The following is a 17,704-nucleotide window of genomic DNA, read 5'->3' on the forward strand; positions in this document are numbered from 1 at the left end:
TGCGCGTCCTTAGCTCAGCTGGATAGAGTACCTGGCTACGAACCAGGCGGTCGGAGGTTCGAATCCTCCAGGACGCGCCACTTATTAAAGGGTAATGCCCTGATATTGATGAAAGTCGATATCGAAAACTGCGCGTCCTTAGCTCAGCTGGATAGAGTACCTGGCTACGAACCAGGCGGTCGGAGGTTCGAATCCTCCAGGACGCGCCACTTACTGAAACAGCCTCGCAATTGCGAGGCTTTTTTGTATCTAGACATCTGAAATATAGCGTAGGATCACTAGAGCCTATGTTCCTCTTTTTTAAAAGCGAATATGTGCGTATCTAAGCAATTTGCTATCAAGCTTCTGTCGCATCGTGTGAAATCATCCTGATTATCCCTCCTATACACTGACTTCCATTTTTCATTTCAATTACTCTCATGTAGTTACTTTGTTTTTTATTTGTTTATTAATTGTTAACTTTATTCATCTTTTTGTTTTTGTTGGTTTTTACTGCGTGAGTACCGATTTGATTTTGAAATCTAAATCGCAGTTTTTATTTATGTCCTCCTTTACTCTGTTCGTAAGGTGATAGCGATTTGAAGTGATTATTTTGTCATGAACTGTGATCTGTGTAGTGAATAAATAATCATTTATCAGGATTACTACAAACCTTCCTTAAACAAAATTGACAAAATTTAACCAATCGAGATAATCCATGGGTCGGGATTTGACACTATTAAAGTCCTGCACGTTGTCAGGATGACAAAGAAAGGAAGCAACATGACTAATATAGGAAGCCTGCTAGTAGATGCGGCCACCCTGATGCTAACGGGGATGGCGGTCGTATTTATTTTCCTCACTATTCTTGTTTATCTCGTTCGGTTAATGTCGAAATTGGTACCAGAAGAAGTACCAGAGCCGATCGCAGCACCAAAAACAAACACTAATATTCAATCAACCTCTTCAGCTGTTAGTCCACAAGTAGTGGCGGCGATCTCGGCTGCGATTCATAAACATCGCGCCTCATTCGCGAAGTAGCCGAACTAGGATTAAAAAGGAGTTTAAGAGCATGTCTAAACCACTAGCTATTACTGATGTGGTCCTTCGTGATGCCCATCAATCACTATTTGCTACGCGTATGCGTATTGAGGATATGCTGCCTATTGCAGCTGAGTTGGATAAGGTTGGTTACTGGTCTCTAGAGACTTGGGGTGGTGCAACATTTGATTCTTGTATTCGATTCTTAGGGGAAGATCCTTGGGAGCGTTTACGTGAACTAAAAAAAGCGATGCCTAATACACCAATGCAAATGCTACTGCGTGGTCAAAACCTTTTAGGATACCGCCATTATGCCGACGACGTAGTAGAGAAGTTTGTTGAACGCGCGCATGCTAACGGCATGGATGTATTCCGTATTTTTGATGCAATGAATGACGTGCGAAACTTCCAGAAAGCCGTTAAAGCAACGGTTGATGTTGGTGCGCATGCTCAAGGTACGTTGTCTTACACTACGAGCCCAGTGCATAACGCAGACACTTGGGTTGACTTGGCAAAACGCCTAGAGGATTTAGGTTGTCACTCGCTGTGTATTAAAGATATGTCTGGCTTACTTAAGCCTTATGAAGCGGAAGAGCTTATCACGCGTATCAAAGCGTCTTGTGATGTGCCATTGGCACTTCATTGTCATGCAACAACGGGGCTGTCTACAGCAACAGCGGTAAAAGCAGTAGAAGCCGGTATTGATATTCTCGATACTGCGATTTCTTCAATGAGTTGTACTTACGGTCATACACCGACTGAAACGGTAGTTGCTATGCTAGAAGGCACCGAGCGAGATACCAATTTGAAACTCGAGCAACTGGAACCTATCGCCGCATATTTCCGTGAGGTACGTAAGAAGTATGCGAAGTGGGAAGGCCAGTTAAAAGGAGTCGATTCACGCATCCTGATTGCTCAAGTGCCTGGTGGTATGCTGACCAATATGGAAGGCCAGTTGAAAGAGCAGGGCGCTGCGGATCGCATTGATGAAGTATTAGAAGAGATCCCTCGTGTACGTGAAGATCTTGGTTTCATTCCATTGGTGACTCCAACTTCACAGATCGTCGGTACGCAAGCGGTGATTAACGTTCTTACTGGCGAGCGCTATAAGAGTATTACCAAGGAAACCGCAGGTCTATTGAAAGGTGAGTACGGTCAAGCGCCAGCCGAGTTAAATGCAGAACTGCAAGCGAAAGTGCTTGATGGTAAAGAGCCAATTACCTGTCGTCCTGCCGATTTACTTGAGCCTGAAATGGAGACGCTTACGGTTGATCTGATGGAGAAAGCGAAATCAGAAGGCATTAAGCTAGCAAGTGAGCGTGTTGATGACGTACTCACTTATGCACTTTTCCCTCAAGTTGGACTTAAGTTCCTTAAGAATCGTGAAAACCCAGAAGCATTTGAGCCAGCACCAACGCTAGAAGCTGCGAAGCCTGCTGTACCTGTAGCTCAACCAGCAACTGGTGGTGTAGAAACTTATAGTGTACGTGTTGACGGACAGGTGTATGAGGTGGAAGTTGGCCCTCAAGGTGAACTGACATCTGTTACTCCTTCTAATGCACCGGCAAAATCGGTTACACCTAGCACACCTTCTAATGCTTCAGCTGAAGCGGTACCTGCTCCTCTTGCAGGTAACATCTTCAAAGTGAATGTTCAGCCTGGTGCTGAGGTAGCTGAAGGCGATGTATTGCTCATCCTTGAAGCGATGAAAATGGAAACTGAAGTACGAGCGGCGCGTGGTGGTGTGGTTCAAGAGCTGAACGTTAAAGAAGGCGATGCTGTCACAGTAGGTGCGCCTCTGTTGAGCCTGGCGTAAGGGAGTATCATGGACGGATTGTTAACCCTTTGGGCAGAAACAGGGATCGCTAACTTCGAGTTCGGCCAAATCTGTATGATGCTGGTTGGTTGTACCTTGCTGTTTTTGGCAATTAAAAAAGGATTTGAACCTTTACTGTTATTGCCGATTGGTTTCGGTGCTATTTTGGCGAATATTCCAAATGCTGGCTTTACTGAGCCTGGTGGCTTGCTCTACTACGTTTACTACATTGGGATTGAATCGGGTGTGTTCCCGCTATTGATCTTCATGGGTGTAGGCGCGATGACCGACTTTGGTGCTTTGATCGCAAACCCAAAAACGTTGTGGTTAGGTGCGGCTGCGCAGTTTGGTATTTTTGCAACACTGTTTGGCGCTATTTTGCTCAACTATGTACCTGGCATGGAGTTCTCCATGGCAGATGCATCGTCTATCGCGATCATCGGTGGTGCTGATGGGCCAACAGCGATTTTCTTAGCGAGTAAGCTCTCTCCAGATCTGCTAGGTGCGATTGCAGTCGCGGCATACAGCTATATGGCATTGGTGCCGATCATCCAGCCACCAATCATGAAAGCACTGACAACCAAGGAAGAACGTCAAATTAAGATGGCTCAGCTTCGTCATGTTGGTAAATGGGAGAAAGTCATCTTCCCGCTTGCTGTATTACTGATGACGATTCTGTTCTTACCTTCAGCTACGCCATTGGTTGGTATGTTCTGTTTGGGTAACTTGATGCGTGAAGCTGGTGTGGTCGATCGTTTATCGAAAACTGCTCAAAATGAATTGATCAACATAGTGACTATTTTTTTAGGTCTTGGTGTTGGTTCTAAGCTGCAAGCTGAGCAGTTCTTGAACCTAGAAACGTTAGGTATCTTGGGGTTAGGCGCAGTTGCATTTAGTATCGGTACTGGTGCGGGCGTCCTGATGGCGAAACTGCTTAACAAGTTCTCGAAAGAAGACATCAACCCACTTATTGGTGCGGCTGGCGTTTCTGCGGTACCAATGGCCGCGCGAGTCGTAAACAAAGTTGGTTTACAAGCTAACCCGCAAAACTTCTTGTTAATGCATGCGATGGGACCAAACGTTGCTGGTGTGCTGGGTTCAGCCGTTGCGGCTGGTATATTGTTAGCACTTGTTGGTTAGACATTATTGAAAATGGAATGATCAACCAATTTACAAAATCACGATTAACTTAGGTTAACAAAATGGTTTATAGTCAAAGGGATGCTTTCGCATCCCTTTTTGTTTTCTTGCAGGGAATGGTTTATGGAACACAAACAGATCGTTATCACTGAGTTTGGTGATGCCAACGTACTCGCGATTCAACATGCTTCTACACCATCACCACAGCCTGGTGAAGTCTTAGTAAAAGTCGCTTTTTCAGGCGTAAATCCTATTGATGTCAAAACTCGAGCTGGGCTCGGTTGGGCGGCAGCGCAGAATAAGAATAATTTACCTTGGGTGCCAGGTTACGACATCTCAGGAAAAGTGATGTCTTGTGGAGAGGGGGCATCACGTTTTAATGAAGGTGAGGAGGTGGCTGGATTTATTGGTTTCCCAGTTCGAGGCGGTGGTTACAGCCAATACATATGTGTTCCAGAAACTGAGTTAAGTCATGTTCCTAGCTCTGTCACTTTAGAAGCAGCTGCTGCATTACCGTTGGCGGGACAAACTGCGGCACAAGCTCTCAGTAAGGCTAATGTGACGGAAAATGATCGCGTACTTATCCTCGCTGGAGCCGGTGGTGTTGGACACCTCGCGGTACAAATTGCGATCGCGACGAAAGCGGAAGTCTTTACAACCTGCAGTGAACGAAATCTAGACTACCTTGCGACGCTCGGTGCTCATGCAGTGAACTATCAATTTGCACCAGTGTCAGAACGTGTTGAAGATGTTGATGTTTTGATTGATTTAGTAGGCGGAGATGCTGCGTTAGATGCGCTTAAATGCCTGAAAGACAATGCGAGAGTCATCACCGTTCCAACCATAACTGCTGAGCTGATTTGTGAAAAAGCCAAACTCCTAGGCTTTGAGGCTAGTGGCATGTTGGTTGAACCAGACCCTGCGCAGTTAGATACCTTGTTGTACATGGTCGGCGTTGGCTTACTGAAGACTGAAATTCAACAGGTTTATCCTATGAGTGATGTCATTGGTGCTCACCAGCAGGTCGAATCAGGAAGAACCAGAGGCAAGGTGTTGCTTGATATGACATGCTAGAAGCATTTAACACGAGTTTTGAAAGTTTAGCGCTTTGGTTTTCAGATTCAGCATTATGGGTGCTTTTCATGACCGGTTTTCTCAGTGCCACGTTGTTGCCTGGTGGTTCTGAGGCGGGCTTAGTTGCCACTCTCTCATTAAATCAATACTCCGTTTCTTCAATTGTTATGGTCGCTACTATCGGTAATACGCTTGGTGGCTTAACAAATTATTGGCTTGGCTTGTGGATTCCCAACAAAGCACAAGAGGAAAAGCACGGTCATACCGCATTAAAGTGGCTCTCTAAGTATGGCTATTGGGGATTATTTTTTAGCTGGTTACCTGTAATTGGAGACCCGCTGTGTTTAGCCGCAGGGTGGCTAAGAATGAAGTTTCTGCCTTGCGTGATTTTAATATTTTTAGGAAAGGCTGCTAGGTATAGCTTACTTGCGGTCATCTATCTCGGATTATTTTAAGGAAAGTACATGAAGATGTTTTGGGTTGGCGCGTGTTCACTGTTGGTGATCACGGGCTGTGCATCAAATACGCCAGTTTCATCACTGCCGAAAGGGGTAACTTTCGTTGAGTCATCGAAAGCTGAAGAAGGCAAAGTTAAGATTCCATACCAAAAGTATAAACTCGATAATGGTTTAACGGTGATCTTAGCTCCTGAAGATTCTGACCCATTGGTCCATGTGGATGTGACTTACCATGTTGGTTCAGCTCGTGAAGAAGTGGGTAAGTCTGGTTTTGCGCATTTCTTTGAGCACATGATGTTCCAAGGTTCAGAGAACGTTGGTGACCAAGAGCACTTCAGGATCATCACAGAGGCTGGAGGCACGTTAAATGGTACAACAAACCGCGATCGTACTAACTACTTTGAAACTGTCCCTGCTAACCAGCTCGAGAAAATGCTGTGGTTAGAGTCTGACCGTATGGGCTTTTTGCTGGATGCGGTTTCTCAACGCAAATTTGAAATTCAGCGTTCGACTGTAAAAAATGAGCGAGCCCAGCGTTACGATAATCGTCCTTATGGCTTAATTTGGGAGCGCATGTCCGAAGCGCTATATCCTGAAGGTCATCCGTATTCGTGGCAAACCATTGGTTATGTTGAAGATCTTGATCGTGTTGATGTGAACGACCTCAAAGCGTTTTTCTTGCGTTGGTATGGCCCAAACAATGCGACTATCACGATCGGTGGTGACTTAGACGTTGAACAAACTCTAGAGTGGGTAAATAAGTACTTCGGTTCGATTCCTCGTGGTCCTGAGGTTGAAAATGCGCCGAAAAAACCTGCAAAACTGCAAGAAGACAAATACATCACGCTAGAAGATCGTATTCAACAACCTATGGTGATGATCGCGTGGCCAACAACCTACAACGGCGAAGAAAGCCAAGCGTCTCTCGACACGTTATCAGAAGTATTGGGTGGCGGTACCAACAGCGTGCTCTATCAAGACCTAGTGAAGACTCAAAAAGCGGTCGATGCTGGTTCATTCCATGACTGTGCTGAACTGGCGTGTAACTTTTACGTTTACGCAATGGGCGATTCTGGAGACAAAGGCGACCTATCAAAACTGTACGACGAGCTTTTACAATCACTGAATCAGTTTGCGGAAAAAGGCGTGACAGAAGATCGCCTTGAGCAGTTGAAGGGTAAAGCGGAAGCGGATGCTATTTTTGCGCTAGAAAGCGTTAAAGGTAAAGTGACTCAGTTGGCTTCCAACGAGACATTTTTCGGCGATCCTGATCGTCTTGAGCAACAGCTTGAACAAATCCGTGCAGTTACGCCGACTTCGGTAGAAAAAGCGTATACGGACTTTATCCAAGGTAAGAACAAAGTGACCCTAAGCGTGGTCCCAAAAGGAAAAACAGACCTTGTCGTAAAACCTGCGACCTTTGTGACACCAAAGCGTACGCTGCCAGAATATGAGAAGATTTCCGATGACCAATTGGCGTATCGTCGTGCGACCGATAACTTCGATCGCTCAGTGCAACCTCCAGTAGGAGAACCAGTGAAAGCGACGATGCCAGAGCTGTACGAGTTACATTTCAAGAATGGCTCAGAGCTGCTTGGTGCAGTTAGCGACGAAACGCCGACGGTGATGATGCAATTTAGTCTACCTGCAGGGACACGTTTTGTTGAAAAGGGTAAAGAAGGTCTTGCCCAATTGACCGCTGCGATGTTGCAAGAAGGTACAACGAAACGCAGTGTCGAAGAGATTCAAGCTGAGCTTGATAAACTGGGTAGTGTTATCTCTGTTAATGCCACAGGTTATACAACAAACATCAGTGTTTCTGCTCTAGAAAAGAACTTAGAGCCGACGTTAAAAATTGTCGAAGAGATGTTGCTGTCTCCTGCATTTAATCAAGATGATTTCGAGCGTGTAAAAATGCAAGCGCTAGAAGGCCTGGTATATGAGCACCAAAATCCAAGTTGGATGGCGTCACAAGCGAGTCGCCAGGTGCTCTATGGGGATTCGGTTTTTGCTCGACCAAAAGACGGCACGCAAGCAGGTGTCAGTGCATTAACGTTGGATGATGTCCGTGAATTCTACTCGAAGCATTACACGCCACAAAGTGCGCAAATCGTTGTTGTTGGTGACATCAATAAACAGGAAATTGAGCAGCAACTGACGTTCTGGAAAAACTGGCAAGATGAAGCTGCGCCATTGTATGCACCGCAAAGCATTGCTGCATTAGGTGAGCAAAAGATCCATCTTGTTGATAAACCAGGAGCGCCGCAAAGTGTGGTCATGATGGTTCGTCAAGGTATGCCTTACGACGCAACGGGCGATTTTTACCTAAGCCAACTGGCAAACTTCAACTTAGCTGGGAACTTCAATAGCCGCATTAACCAAAATCTACGTGAAGACAAGGGTTACACATACGGTGCTTACGGATATTTCTCTGGTAATCCAGAAACAGGCTCGGTGGTTTTCACCGCGCAAGTACGAGCGGATGCAACGGTTGCTTCGATCATTGAGATGAAAAATGAGCTAAATGAATACTCGCAGTCAGGTATTACTGATGAAGAGATGAAATTTATGCGTCAAGCGGTCGGTCAAAAAGATGCACTGAAATATGAAACACCAACACAAAAAGCGGAGCTCATCAGTGATATTCTTAAGTACAACCTCGATCATGATTACTTGCAGCAAAGAAACGCTATCGTAGAAAAAGTCGATAAGCAGACGTTGAATGCGCTGGCTCAGAAATGGTTTGATCCAAATGACTATCAAATTATCGTCGTTGGTGATGCTAAATCGTTGCGTCCTCAATTAGAAAAGTTGGGGAAAGACGTAGAAGAGCTTGAAATCATTCGATAGAGTACACATTTAATAGCGGAGAAACGTTTCTCCGCTATTCATCTAGATAAGCAACTTTTCGTGGGTTATTTATCTAGATGCATTAATTATCAATAACTTAGCTTACACTTGTGTTATGTAACAAGTGTCCTGCTCCCAATATAAGCGAACCTCATTTTGACTGATTTTGCTGCGCGACTAAAAAAAGTTGCATCAAACCCCGAAGTATTTAAGCAGTTTGGACGCGGTGTTGAGCGAGAAACTTTGCGCTATCGTCAGGATGGACATCTAGCTACAACTCCTCATCCTGAAGGGTTAGGCTCTGCGTTCACAAATCAATGGATCACAACGGATTTTTCGGAATCATTGTTAGAGTTCATTACGCCTGTGTCACATGAAATTCCAGAGCTGATGGCACAGCTGAAAGATATCCATCATTTCACTCAAACCAAAATGGGTGAAGAGAAAATGTGGCCATTATCAATGCCTTGTTACGTAGGCTCAGAGGATGATATTCAGTTAGCCCAGTATGGCTCTTCGAATGCAGCGAAAATGAAAACGCTGTACCGAGAAGGCCTAAAGCGTCGCTATGGCAGCCTGATGCAAATTATTTCAGGTGTCCATTTTAACTTCTCGTTTTCTGAAACATTTTGGGATGCGCTCTATGGCGAGCAAGATGAACAAGCCCGCCAAGATGCTAAGTCTGATGCGTACTTTGCGTTGATCCGTAATTACTACCGCTTTGGCTGGATGATTCCCTACTTCTTTGGTGCATCACCAGCGTTATGTGGCTCTTTTATTCAAGGTCGTGAAACCGATCTGCCATTCGAGAAGATTGGCGGGACATTATATTTGCCGAAGTCGACGTCTTTGCGTTTGAGCGATCTTGGCTATACCAATAGTGCTCAAAGTGTGCTGAAAATTGGTTTTAACAGCATTGACCAATACCTCGATGGTTTGAGTGATGCGATTCGCCACCCATCAGAAGAGTTTGCGAAAATTGGGGTAAAAGTGGATGGTGAATACCGCCAGCTTAATTCCAATATCTTACAAATTGAGAATGAACTGTACGCTCCGATTCGTCCAAAACGTGTATCGAAAAGTGGTGAGAAGCCTTCAGATGCGTTACGACGCGGTGGTGTCGAATACATTGAAGTTCGTTCTCTAGATGTTAACCCATTCAGCGCAGTGGGCTTAAATGAAGAGCAAGTACGATTCTTGGATCTCTTCCTTACCTGGGCGGCCTTGTCAGACTCAGATCCTATGGATAACTGTGAATTAGAGTGTTGGCGCGATAACTGGAATAAAGTCATTGTTTCTGGCCGTGAAAAAGGTCTAATGCTGCAAATTGGTTGTCAAGGTGAACGTCTATCTCTACAAGATTGGGCACACCGAGTTTTCGTCGAGTTACGTCAAATAGCACAGCAAATGGATATGACCGCTGGTGGCAGTGCATACCAAGATGTGTGTAATCAACTCGAGACATGGATTGATAACCCAGAACTAACGATCTCTGGTCAACTATTAGAGCTAACGAAAGAACTGGGTGGGCTAGGTAAAGTTGGTTGTACTCTTGGTATGAAGTACCGTGATGAAAACCTAGCTCACGGTTATCAGTACTACTCACAAGATACGATGGAAACGGAAGTAGCGTCGTCCGTGGAAAAACAAAAGCAAGCAGAGCAGAGTGACACGCTTTCTTTTGATGATTTTTTGGAAGATTACTTTGCTTACCTGAAGCAGTAATGACTAACTAAGGATTGGTGGGGTTGAACATTAAGTCGTCAGTAGTAGCGGTACTTGGAGGCGTGCTACTTGCAGGTTGTGCTACGGCACCGCCAAAGCAGCAGAATAACTTATGCGAGATATTCCGAGAGAAATCCGGTTGGTACGATGATGCCAAAGATATGGAAGATGAATGGGGGACCCCTATTCATGTCGCTATGGCCATCATTAAACAAGAAAGCAGCTTTCGGCACGATGCAAAACCACCTAAAGATTATTTGCTAGGGTTTATTCCTTGGGGACGAGTCAGCAGTGCGTATGGTTACGCTCAAGCTCAAGACCCTGCTTGGGAAGACTTCCAAGATGCCACAGGTCAGGGTGGCTCTCGTACCAACTTCGATGATTCTATGATGTTTGTCGGTTGGTATACTCATGAAACACGGCGTCAGCTAGGGATTTCATTATGGGATCCCTATAACCAGTATCTGGCTTATCATGAAGGGCGAGGTGGGTATAAGCGAGGTACTTATAATCGAAAGCCTAGTTTAATCAAAGTCGCTCGACGTGTTGAACAAACAGCGAAAACTTATGGCTGGCAGCTGAAGCAATGTCGTCAGGAATTAGAAGACAACAGCAGCTGGTTCTTTTAGCCCACAGTCAGTTCATGTGCTGTAGGGATGAATGACATTTATCCATTACCGAAAGGTACTGGAGTTACAATCAGGAGAGATGTAATGCCTTTACTCGATAGTTTTACCGTGGACCACACTCGTATGAATGCACCCGCTGTACGAGTGGCGAAAACCATGCAGACCCCAAAAGGGGATACGATTACTGTTTTCGACTTACGCTTTACTGCGCCAAACAAAGACATTCTTTCTGAAAAAGGTATTCACACCCTAGAGCACCTTTATGCAGGCTTTATGCGTAATCACCTAAACGATGATTCTGTTGAGATCATCGATATTTCGCCTATGGGTTGCCGCACAGGTTTTTACATGAGCCTGATTGGCACACCATCAGAGCAGCAAGTCGCAGATGCTTGGATTGCAGCAATGGAAGATGTGCTGAAGGTAGAAAGTCAGAATAAGATCCCTGAACTTAACGAATACCAATGCGGCACGGCAGCAATGCACTCTTTAAAAGAAGCACAACAGATCGCAAAGAACATTTTGGATGCTGGTGTTTCGGTGAACAAAAATGATGAACTTGCTTTGCCTGAGTCGATGTTAAAAGAGTTGCGCATCGACTAGGTGCTCATTAAGAGAAGCATATTGCCCCAATAAGTAAAAAAGCCTGACATGAGTCAGGCTTTTCTTTTGGTTATTTGGATGTCGATTTTTTCTTCTTCGGATAAACACGAACGAGCTTGATTCGGTTCTCTTCAATCTCAACAAGTTCCATTGGGTGACCCGCTACTCTCACGCTTAAATGGCTCTCTGGAATATCTTCCAGGTGCTCCAAAATAAGACCGTTTAACGTTCTTGGGCCATCCGTTGGTAAATCCCATTTCAGGCCTTTGTTAATATCTCGAATATTGGTGCTGCCTTCAATAAGAAAGCTTCCGTCACCTTGAGGACTGATTTCATCAGAGAGGCTTGGAGAAATTGACGTCGTGAACTCACCAATGATCTCTTCCAGAATATCTTCAAGAGTGATTAGACCGATGATATCACCGTACTCATCCACGATCAGACCGATACGTTGCTTGTTGCGTTGGAATTTCAACATTTGCACGTTCAGTGGTGTGCCTTCTGGGATGTAATAGACCTCATCAGCAGCACGTAATAGCGTTTCTTTGTTGAATTCGTTCTTTTCCAACATCAGACGATAAGCTTCACGCAAGCGCAGCATGCCAACCACTTCATCAATTTGGTCACGATAGAAAACTATGCGTCCATGTGGTGAGTGTGTTAGCTGGCGAACAATGGATTTCCAGTCGTCGTTAATATCAATACCGGTAATTTCATTGCGTGGGACCATAATGTCGTTCACGGTGACGTGCTCAAGATCTAAAATAGACACTAGCATGTCTTGGTGTCGGCGAGGGATCAAACCGCCAGCTTCATTTACCACCGTACGCAGCTCATCGGAGCTAAGATGATCTTCTGCTGAGTGATCCGCTCTTACACCAAGTAAGCGGATAAAGCCATTCGTAATAAAGTTAACAAGCATCACTAAAGGCGACAGTAACTTCATCAGTATGGTCAATAATATACTGCTCGCGTAGGACACACGTTCAGGGTAAAGCGCTGCAATTGTTTTAGGGGTAACCTCGGCAAAAACCAATACAACCATAGTTAGTGCACCGGTTGCGATAGCGACACCTAAATCACCATACAAACGCATACCAATAATGGTCGCGATCGCGGACGCGAGAATATTAACGAGGTTGTTGCCGATAAGAATAAGACCAATCAAACGATCTGGACGGTCTAATAGTCTTTCGACTCGCTTAGCACCCTTATGCCCGTTTTTGGCTAAGTGTTTTAAGCGATAACGATTCAGAGACATCATCCCTGTTTCTGAACCGGAAAAGTAACCTGATATGACGATAAGACACGCGAGTAGCGCAAACAAGATACCCGTAGAGATGTCGTCCAAAACGTTGCTGTTCCTTGTAAGTATTGGGTTATATAACGGTTGAGTAAGTCCGTTAAGTCAAAGAGTTAAGGCGTACTGTATTTTATCTAGCCTAAAATATAAAGGATAGGAGCCCTAGAGCTCCTTAATTCAAGATGATTTCTTTTACAAAGCGACTGCCAAAATATGCCAGAGTTAACAGTGTTGCTCCTGCAACAGCGAACCATGTGACTTTTCTACCACGCCAGCCTTTTTGATAGTGACCCCAAAGCAGTATTGAGTACACCACCCAAGCGATGAAAGAAAGAATGCCCTTATGTGCCTTACCTTGGGCAAACATATCCTGCACAAAGACAAAGCCAGTAATGAGCGTGGCAGTTAACAATAAGTTACCGATCAAAATAATTTTGAAGAGTTGACGCTCCACCATTAATAGAGGCGGCAGGTTTGGGTTAATCGCCAAAGATTTTTTTGCTTTCAGTTTGTGATCCAGCCAAGCCAACTGAAGCGCATATAGTGCCCCGATAGTTAAAGTCGCGTATGAGAAGAGCGCAAATGAAATATGAATGAGTAGCTTAGGGTCATTCTCTAGGTGCTTTATAAACGTGCTTGGCAAAAATGTGGCAGCAGATAAATTGATGGCAGCAAAGCTATAAACGACAGGCAATAAAAACCACAGTCGGTTTTTCAACATAGCAAGGCTCATGACCAGAGAAATAATAAAACTGATCAAAGAAGCCACGTTGAGAATACTCAGGTTTTGACCTGAACCATCAAAGATCAGATCACTCAAAATCCACGCATGAAAAACAAGCGCACAGGCAGCACTAGCAAACACTGTTTTTGCTTTGATTCCTGACTGTTGTGAGAGTCCGGGTATGATGGTCGCAATCGCCAAGACATAAAGTATGGCGGCCGCGATGGCTATTAAGCTATCCATGAATCCTAAATATTATTGTGCACGATGGAGAAATTATACCTTGCATTACACTTTGGGGCTACGTTATATCCGACATCAATCGTGAGAGATGAGATATTGAAATTAATAAGTTACCGCACCATATATAAATAGAGACAAGAATAGGACAGCGGTACGGGTATGACTCAGACCTTGGCTAATGTATACTCACACTAATTAATCGCCATTTTAGCGAAGAGACAAAGATGTTTGAGAATTTAACGGATCGATTATCCAAAACGCTGAAAAATATCAGTGGTAAAGGTCGTCTGACCGAAGACAACATTAAAGAAACCCTACGTGAAGTCCGAATGGCTCTACTTGAAGCTGACGTTGCGCTTCCGGTCGTTCGTGAATTTGTGAACCGCGTTAAAGAAAAAGCGGTGGGCGTAGAAGTTTCTAAATCTCTGACTCCAGGTCAGGAATTTATCAAGATCGTTCAAACAGAACTTGAAGCCGTAATGGGTGAGTCGAATGAGGCGCTAAACCTTGCTGCTCAACCACCTGCTGTGCTTCTTATGGCTGGTCTACAAGGTGCGGGTAAAACCACATCGGTAGGTAAGTTATCTAAGCTTCTAAAAGAACGTGACAAGAAGAAAGTTTTGGTTGTGTCTGCCGACGTTTACCGTCCTGCGGCAATCAAGCAGCTTGAAACACTGGCATCAGACATCGGTGTTGACTTCTTCCCATCATCACCAGACCAAAAGCCTATTGATATCGCCAATGCAGCGATTGACCATGCGAAGAAAAAATTCTACGACGTATTGATTGTCGATACCGCAGGTCGTTTGGCAATTGATGAAGAGATGATGGGGGAGATCAAAGATCTTCACGCAGCTATCAACCCAGTAGAAACGCTATTTGTTGTTGACGCCATGACGGGTCAAGACGCAGCAAATACAGCAAAAGCCTTTGGCGATGCGCTACCTCTTACCGGTGTAGTTCTAACTAAGGTTGATGGTGATGCTCGTGGTGGTGCGGCACTTTCAGTACGCCATGTCACGGGCAAGCCAATCAAATTCTTGGGTGTCGGTGAAAAAACTGACGCGCTAGAACCGTTCCACCCAGATCGTGTTGCTTCACGTATTCTTGGCATGGGTGACGTTTTGTCTTTGATTGAAGACCTACAACGCAACGTTGACCAAGAAAAGGCAGAAAAGTTAGCGAAGAAGTTCAAAGAGAAGAAAGGTTTCGACCTTGAAGATTTCCGTGAACAGCTAGGCCAGATGCAAAACATGGGCGGCATGATGGGGATGATGGATAAGCTTCCAGGAATGTCCCAGCTACCAGACAATGTAAAAGACAAAGTCGATGACAAGATGTTCAAACAGATGGAAGCGATCATCAGCTCCATGACAATGAAAGAACGTCAACGCCCAGAAATTATCAAGGGCTCGCGCAAGAAGCGTATCGCGGCTGGTTCTGGTGTGCAGGTTCAAGATGTAAACCGCTTACTAAAACAGTTCACCCAAATGCAGAAAATGATGAAAAAGATGCAAAAAGGTGGCATGAAAGGCATGATGCGCAACATGCAAGGCATGATGGGCGGCATGGGTGGTGGCGGTGGCTTCAACCCATTTGGTCGTTAATTAATCGATCACGCATAGATTCAGGGTGTTAGGTACGTCACAAACTTTAAATTCAATTTATGTTGGTGAAAAAGTAACTAAACTCCTTGCATTGCTCCGGGAGAAGAGTAAAATTCCGGAGCTTTATTTTGGCACGAGACCCCAAACTGTTTAATTTCTTGAATGGTTTTTGGGGTTAATTTTATTTTTGAGAAAGCAAAGAGGACGACATGGTAACCATTCGTTTGGCACGTCACGGCGCTAAAAAGCGTCCATTTTATCAAATCGTAGTAGCGGACAGCCGCAACGCTGCAACTGGCCGTTTCATCGAGAAAGTTGGTTTCTTCAACCCAACTGCTAAAGGTCAAGAAGAAGGTCTACGTCTAGACCTAGACCGCGTTAACCACTGGGTTGGTCAAGGCGCGTCAGTATCTGACCGTGTTGCTAAGCTAGTTAAAGACGCTCAAAAAGCGGCTTAATTTTTTACTTGAAAAGTAGAAACTAGTTTATGTCGATGAAAGGTAAAGAAACAATGAGCAACGAAAAGATTGTTGTAGGCAAGTTTGGTGCTACTTACGGCATTCGTGGTTGGCTTAAGGTTTTTTCCTACACAGACAATGCTGAAAGCATTTTCGATTACAGCCCTTGGTACATTAACCAAAAGGGCAAGTGGGTTGAGTACAAAGTAGAAAGCTGGAAGCGCCATAACAAAGGTATGGTGGCTAAGCTGGAAGGCATGGATGTTCGTGAAGACGCGCATCTAATGACGAACTTTGAAATTGCTATTGACCCTGCGGTACTTCCTGAATTGTCAGAAGATGAGTTCTACTGGCGCGAATTGTTTGGGATGCAAGTTGTAACTACTAAAGGTTACGATCTAGGTGTCGTTACTGACATGCTAGAAACTGGCTCAAACGATGTTCTGGTTGTTAAAGCAAATCTTAAAGATGCTTTCGGGCAGAAGGAACGATTAATCCCGTTCCTTGAAGAGCAAGTGATCATTAATGTTGATCGCGAAGCTCAACGGATCGAAGTTGACTGGGATCCTGGATTCTAATCTCCAAAATTACAGAGCGAGATAAACATGTGGGTTGGCGTTATTAGCCTTTTTCCAGAAATGTTCCGTTCTGTTACTGATTTTGGAGTAACAGGTCAAGCGGTTAAAAAAGGTCTTTTGTCGATTGAGACTTGGAATCCTAGAGATTTCACTCACGACAAACATCGCACAGTCGATGACCGACCTTACGGTGGTGGCCCTGGTATGTTAATGATGGTTCAGCCTTTGCGCGATGCCATTCATACCGCGAAAGCAGCCTCACCGGGCAAGACGAAAGTCATCTACCTTTCTCCTCAAGGTCGCAAGCTCGACCAGAAAGGAGTGGAAGAACTGGCAACGAATGAGAACTTGCTTCTGATTTGTGGTCGTTATGAAGGGGTAGATGAGCGCATCATTCAATCTGAAGTCGACGAAGAATGGTCGATTGGTGATTTTGTGATGACGGGTGGTGAGATACCAGCCATGACGTTAATCGACTCTGTCTCTCGGTTTGTTCCGGGTGTACTAGGGGATTTCGCGTCAGCAGAAGAAGACTCTTTTGCAAATGGCTTGTTAGATTGTCCTCACTATACGCGTCCAGAAGTATTGGATGACAAAGAGGTACCAGCTGTACTGATGTCAGGCAATCACAAGGACATTCGTCAATGGCGACTCAAGCAGTCGTTGGGCCGTACTTGGCTAAGAAGACCAGAGCTCCTGGAAAACCTAGCTCTGACTGACGAACAGGAACAATTACTTGCTGAGTTTGTTAATGAGCATAAAGCCATTAAAGAACATAACGCAAAGTAACCTAATTTATTTAGTATCAGTTTATTCTAGGAATTTAAAAAATGAGTAACATCATCAAAGCTCTTGAAGAAGAGCAAATGAAATCAGACCTACCTAAATTTGCACCAGGTGACACTGTTGTAGTTCAAGTTAAGGTAAAAGAAGGTGACCGTGAGCGTCTACAGGCTTTCGAAGGCGTTGTAATCGCAATCCGTAACCGTGGTCTACACTCTGCTTTCACTGTACGTAAGATCTCTAACGGTGAAGGTGTTGAGCGTACGTTCCAAACACACTCTCCAATCGTTGATAGCATCGAAGTTAAACGCCGTGGTGCAGTACGTCGTGCCAAGTTGTACTACCTACGTGAGCGTTCTGGTAAGTCTGCTCGTATCAAAGAGAAACTTGCTAAGAAGTAATGCTATAACTAGCGTTCTCATCTTAAACGGAGTCCTTTTAGGGCTCCGTTTTTTTATTTGTGTAATTAGCTTGCTCGTTTCTTTTCGCCCGACCTGCACTGTCGATGCTCATGCACTGACGTACACTCCACGCCTCTGTCTTGTTGTGAATAGATTCCTGATGTCGCTATGGCTCCTCGGAATGACAGGAAATGATGGTCAAAGATTACAGAGTACCGTGGTTAAAATTCGTCATTCTGGATAGCGACGAAGGACCGTGATTCAGAATCTACTAGTTGAGAATGTAAGTGTT

General features: G+C 44.7%; 16 protein-coding genes and 2 tRNA genes. 16 read left to right on the forward strand and 2 right to left on the reverse strand.

The window, feature by feature from the left end:
• Nucleotides 1–3: 3 nt before the first annotated feature.
• From R7190_RS20165 to luxS, 11 genes are all read left to right on the forward strand, one after another.
• Nucleotides 4–80 (forward strand) — tRNA-Arg (locus tag R7190_RS20165).
• A 52-nt stretch (nt 81–132) separates the two neighbouring features.
• Nucleotides 133–209: transfer RNA gene (locus R7190_RS20170), tRNA-Arg, on the forward strand.
• Nucleotides 210–762: 553 nt separating this feature from the next.
• Nucleotides 763–1,020, forward strand: a complete 258-nt coding sequence (locus R7190_RS20175; protein WP_005379932.1) for an oxaloacetate decarboxylase subunit gamma — start codon at nt 763–765, stop codon at nt 1,018–1,020.
• A 31-nt stretch (nt 1,021–1,051) separates the two neighbouring features.
• Complete coding sequence (oadA, locus tag R7190_RS20180) at nt 1,052–2,836, forward strand: sodium-extruding oxaloacetate decarboxylase subunit alpha (protein WP_186584660.1); 1,785 nt, start codon at nt 1,052–1,054, stop codon at nt 2,834–2,836.
• A 9-nt stretch (nt 2,837–2,845) separates the two neighbouring features.
• Entirely contained in the window at nt 2,846–3,976 is a 1,131-nt protein-coding gene (locus R7190_RS20185; protein ID WP_005379935.1) for a sodium ion-translocating decarboxylase subunit beta, read from the forward strand.
• A gap of 123 nt (nt 3,977–4,099) precedes the next feature.
• The gene (locus R7190_RS20190) at nt 4,100–5,050 is read left to right on the forward strand and encodes an NADP-dependent oxidoreductase (protein WP_186584662.1); all 951 of its coding nucleotides are present in this window, start codon (nt 4,100–4,102) and stop codon (nt 5,048–5,050) included.
• Nucleotides 5,044–5,505 (forward strand): YqaA family protein, encoded by a 462-nt coding sequence (locus R7190_RS20195; RefSeq protein ID WP_025768180.1) that lies wholly within the window; start codon nt 5,044–5,046, stop codon nt 5,503–5,505. The genes R7190_RS20190 and R7190_RS20195 overlap by 7 nt, the downstream gene beginning before the upstream one ends.
• A 9-nt stretch (nt 5,506–5,514) precedes the next feature.
• Nucleotides 5,515–8,358 carry a M16 family metallopeptidase gene (locus R7190_RS20200; protein WP_186584663.1) on the forward strand — a complete coding sequence of 948 codons (2,844 nt, stop codon included), beginning with the start codon at nt 5,515–5,517 and terminating at the stop codon, nt 8,356–8,358.
• A 156-nt stretch (nt 8,359–8,514) separates the two neighbouring features.
• The gene (gene gshA / locus R7190_RS20205; protein WP_151515110.1) at nt 8,515–10,083 is read left to right on the forward strand and encodes a glutamate--cysteine ligase; all 1,569 of its coding nucleotides are present in this window, start codon (nt 8,515–8,517) and stop codon (nt 10,081–10,083) included.
• Between the two features lie 23 nt (nt 10,084–10,106).
• The gene (locus R7190_RS20210) at nt 10,107–10,712 is read left to right on the forward strand and encodes a hypothetical protein (protein WP_186584664.1); all 606 of its coding nucleotides are present in this window, start codon (nt 10,107–10,109) and stop codon (nt 10,710–10,712) included.
• 84 nt (nt 10,713–10,796) lie between these two features.
• Nucleotides 10,797–11,315: an S-ribosylhomocysteine lyase gene (gene luxS / locus R7190_RS20215; RefSeq protein ID WP_005379945.1), complete on the forward strand. Its 519-nt coding sequence runs from the start codon at nt 10,797–10,799 to the stop codon at nt 11,313–11,315.
• 70 nt (nt 11,316–11,385) lie between these two features.
• On the opposite strand, the gene R7190_RS20220 is transcribed toward luxS, so the two are convergent.
• Nucleotides 11,386–12,666 (reverse strand): HlyC/CorC family transporter, encoded by a 1,281-nt coding sequence (locus R7190_RS20220; RefSeq protein ID WP_005379948.1) that lies wholly within the window; start codon nt 12,664–12,666, stop codon nt 11,386–11,388.
• 124 nt (nt 12,667–12,790) lie between these two features.
• Nucleotides 12,791–13,585: an inner membrane protein YpjD gene (locus R7190_RS20225; protein WP_005379950.1), complete on the reverse strand. Its 795-nt coding sequence runs from the start codon at nt 13,583–13,585 to the stop codon at nt 12,791–12,793.
• 224 nt (nt 13,586–13,809) lie between these two features.
• Between R7190_RS20225 and ffh the strand changes: the two genes are divergently transcribed.
• The 5 genes from ffh (at nt 13,810) to rplS (ending at nt 17,412) form a co-directional block, all read left to right on the forward strand.
• Nucleotides 13,810–15,192 (forward strand): signal recognition particle protein, encoded by a 1,383-nt coding sequence (ffh, locus tag R7190_RS20230; protein WP_005385423.1) that lies wholly within the window; start codon nt 13,810–13,812, stop codon nt 15,190–15,192.
• A gap of 209 nt (nt 15,193–15,401) precedes the next feature.
• Nucleotides 15,402–15,650, forward strand: coding sequence for a 30S ribosomal protein S16 (gene rpsP, locus R7190_RS20235; RefSeq protein WP_005379962.1), 249 nt, complete (start codon nt 15,402–15,404; stop codon nt 15,648–15,650).
• A 29-nt stretch (nt 15,651–15,679) separates the two neighbouring features.
• Nucleotides 15,680–16,228: a ribosome maturation factor RimM gene (gene rimM, locus R7190_RS20240; RefSeq protein ID WP_005379964.1), complete on the forward strand. Its 549-nt coding sequence runs from the start codon at nt 15,680–15,682 to the stop codon at nt 16,226–16,228.
• A gap of 27 nt (nt 16,229–16,255) precedes the next feature.
• Complete coding sequence (gene trmD / locus R7190_RS20245; RefSeq protein WP_005385420.1) at nt 16,256–17,017, forward strand: tRNA (guanosine(37)-N1)-methyltransferase TrmD; 762 nt, start codon at nt 16,256–16,258, stop codon at nt 17,015–17,017.
• Between the two features lie 41 nt (nt 17,018–17,058).
• Nucleotides 17,059–17,412 (forward strand): 50S ribosomal protein L19, encoded by a 354-nt coding sequence (rplS, locus tag R7190_RS20250; RefSeq protein WP_005379971.1) that lies wholly within the window; start codon nt 17,059–17,061, stop codon nt 17,410–17,412.
• Nucleotides 17,413–17,704 lie beyond the last annotated feature (292 nt).

The organism is Vibrio sp. 1078-1 (assembly GCF_033340475.1).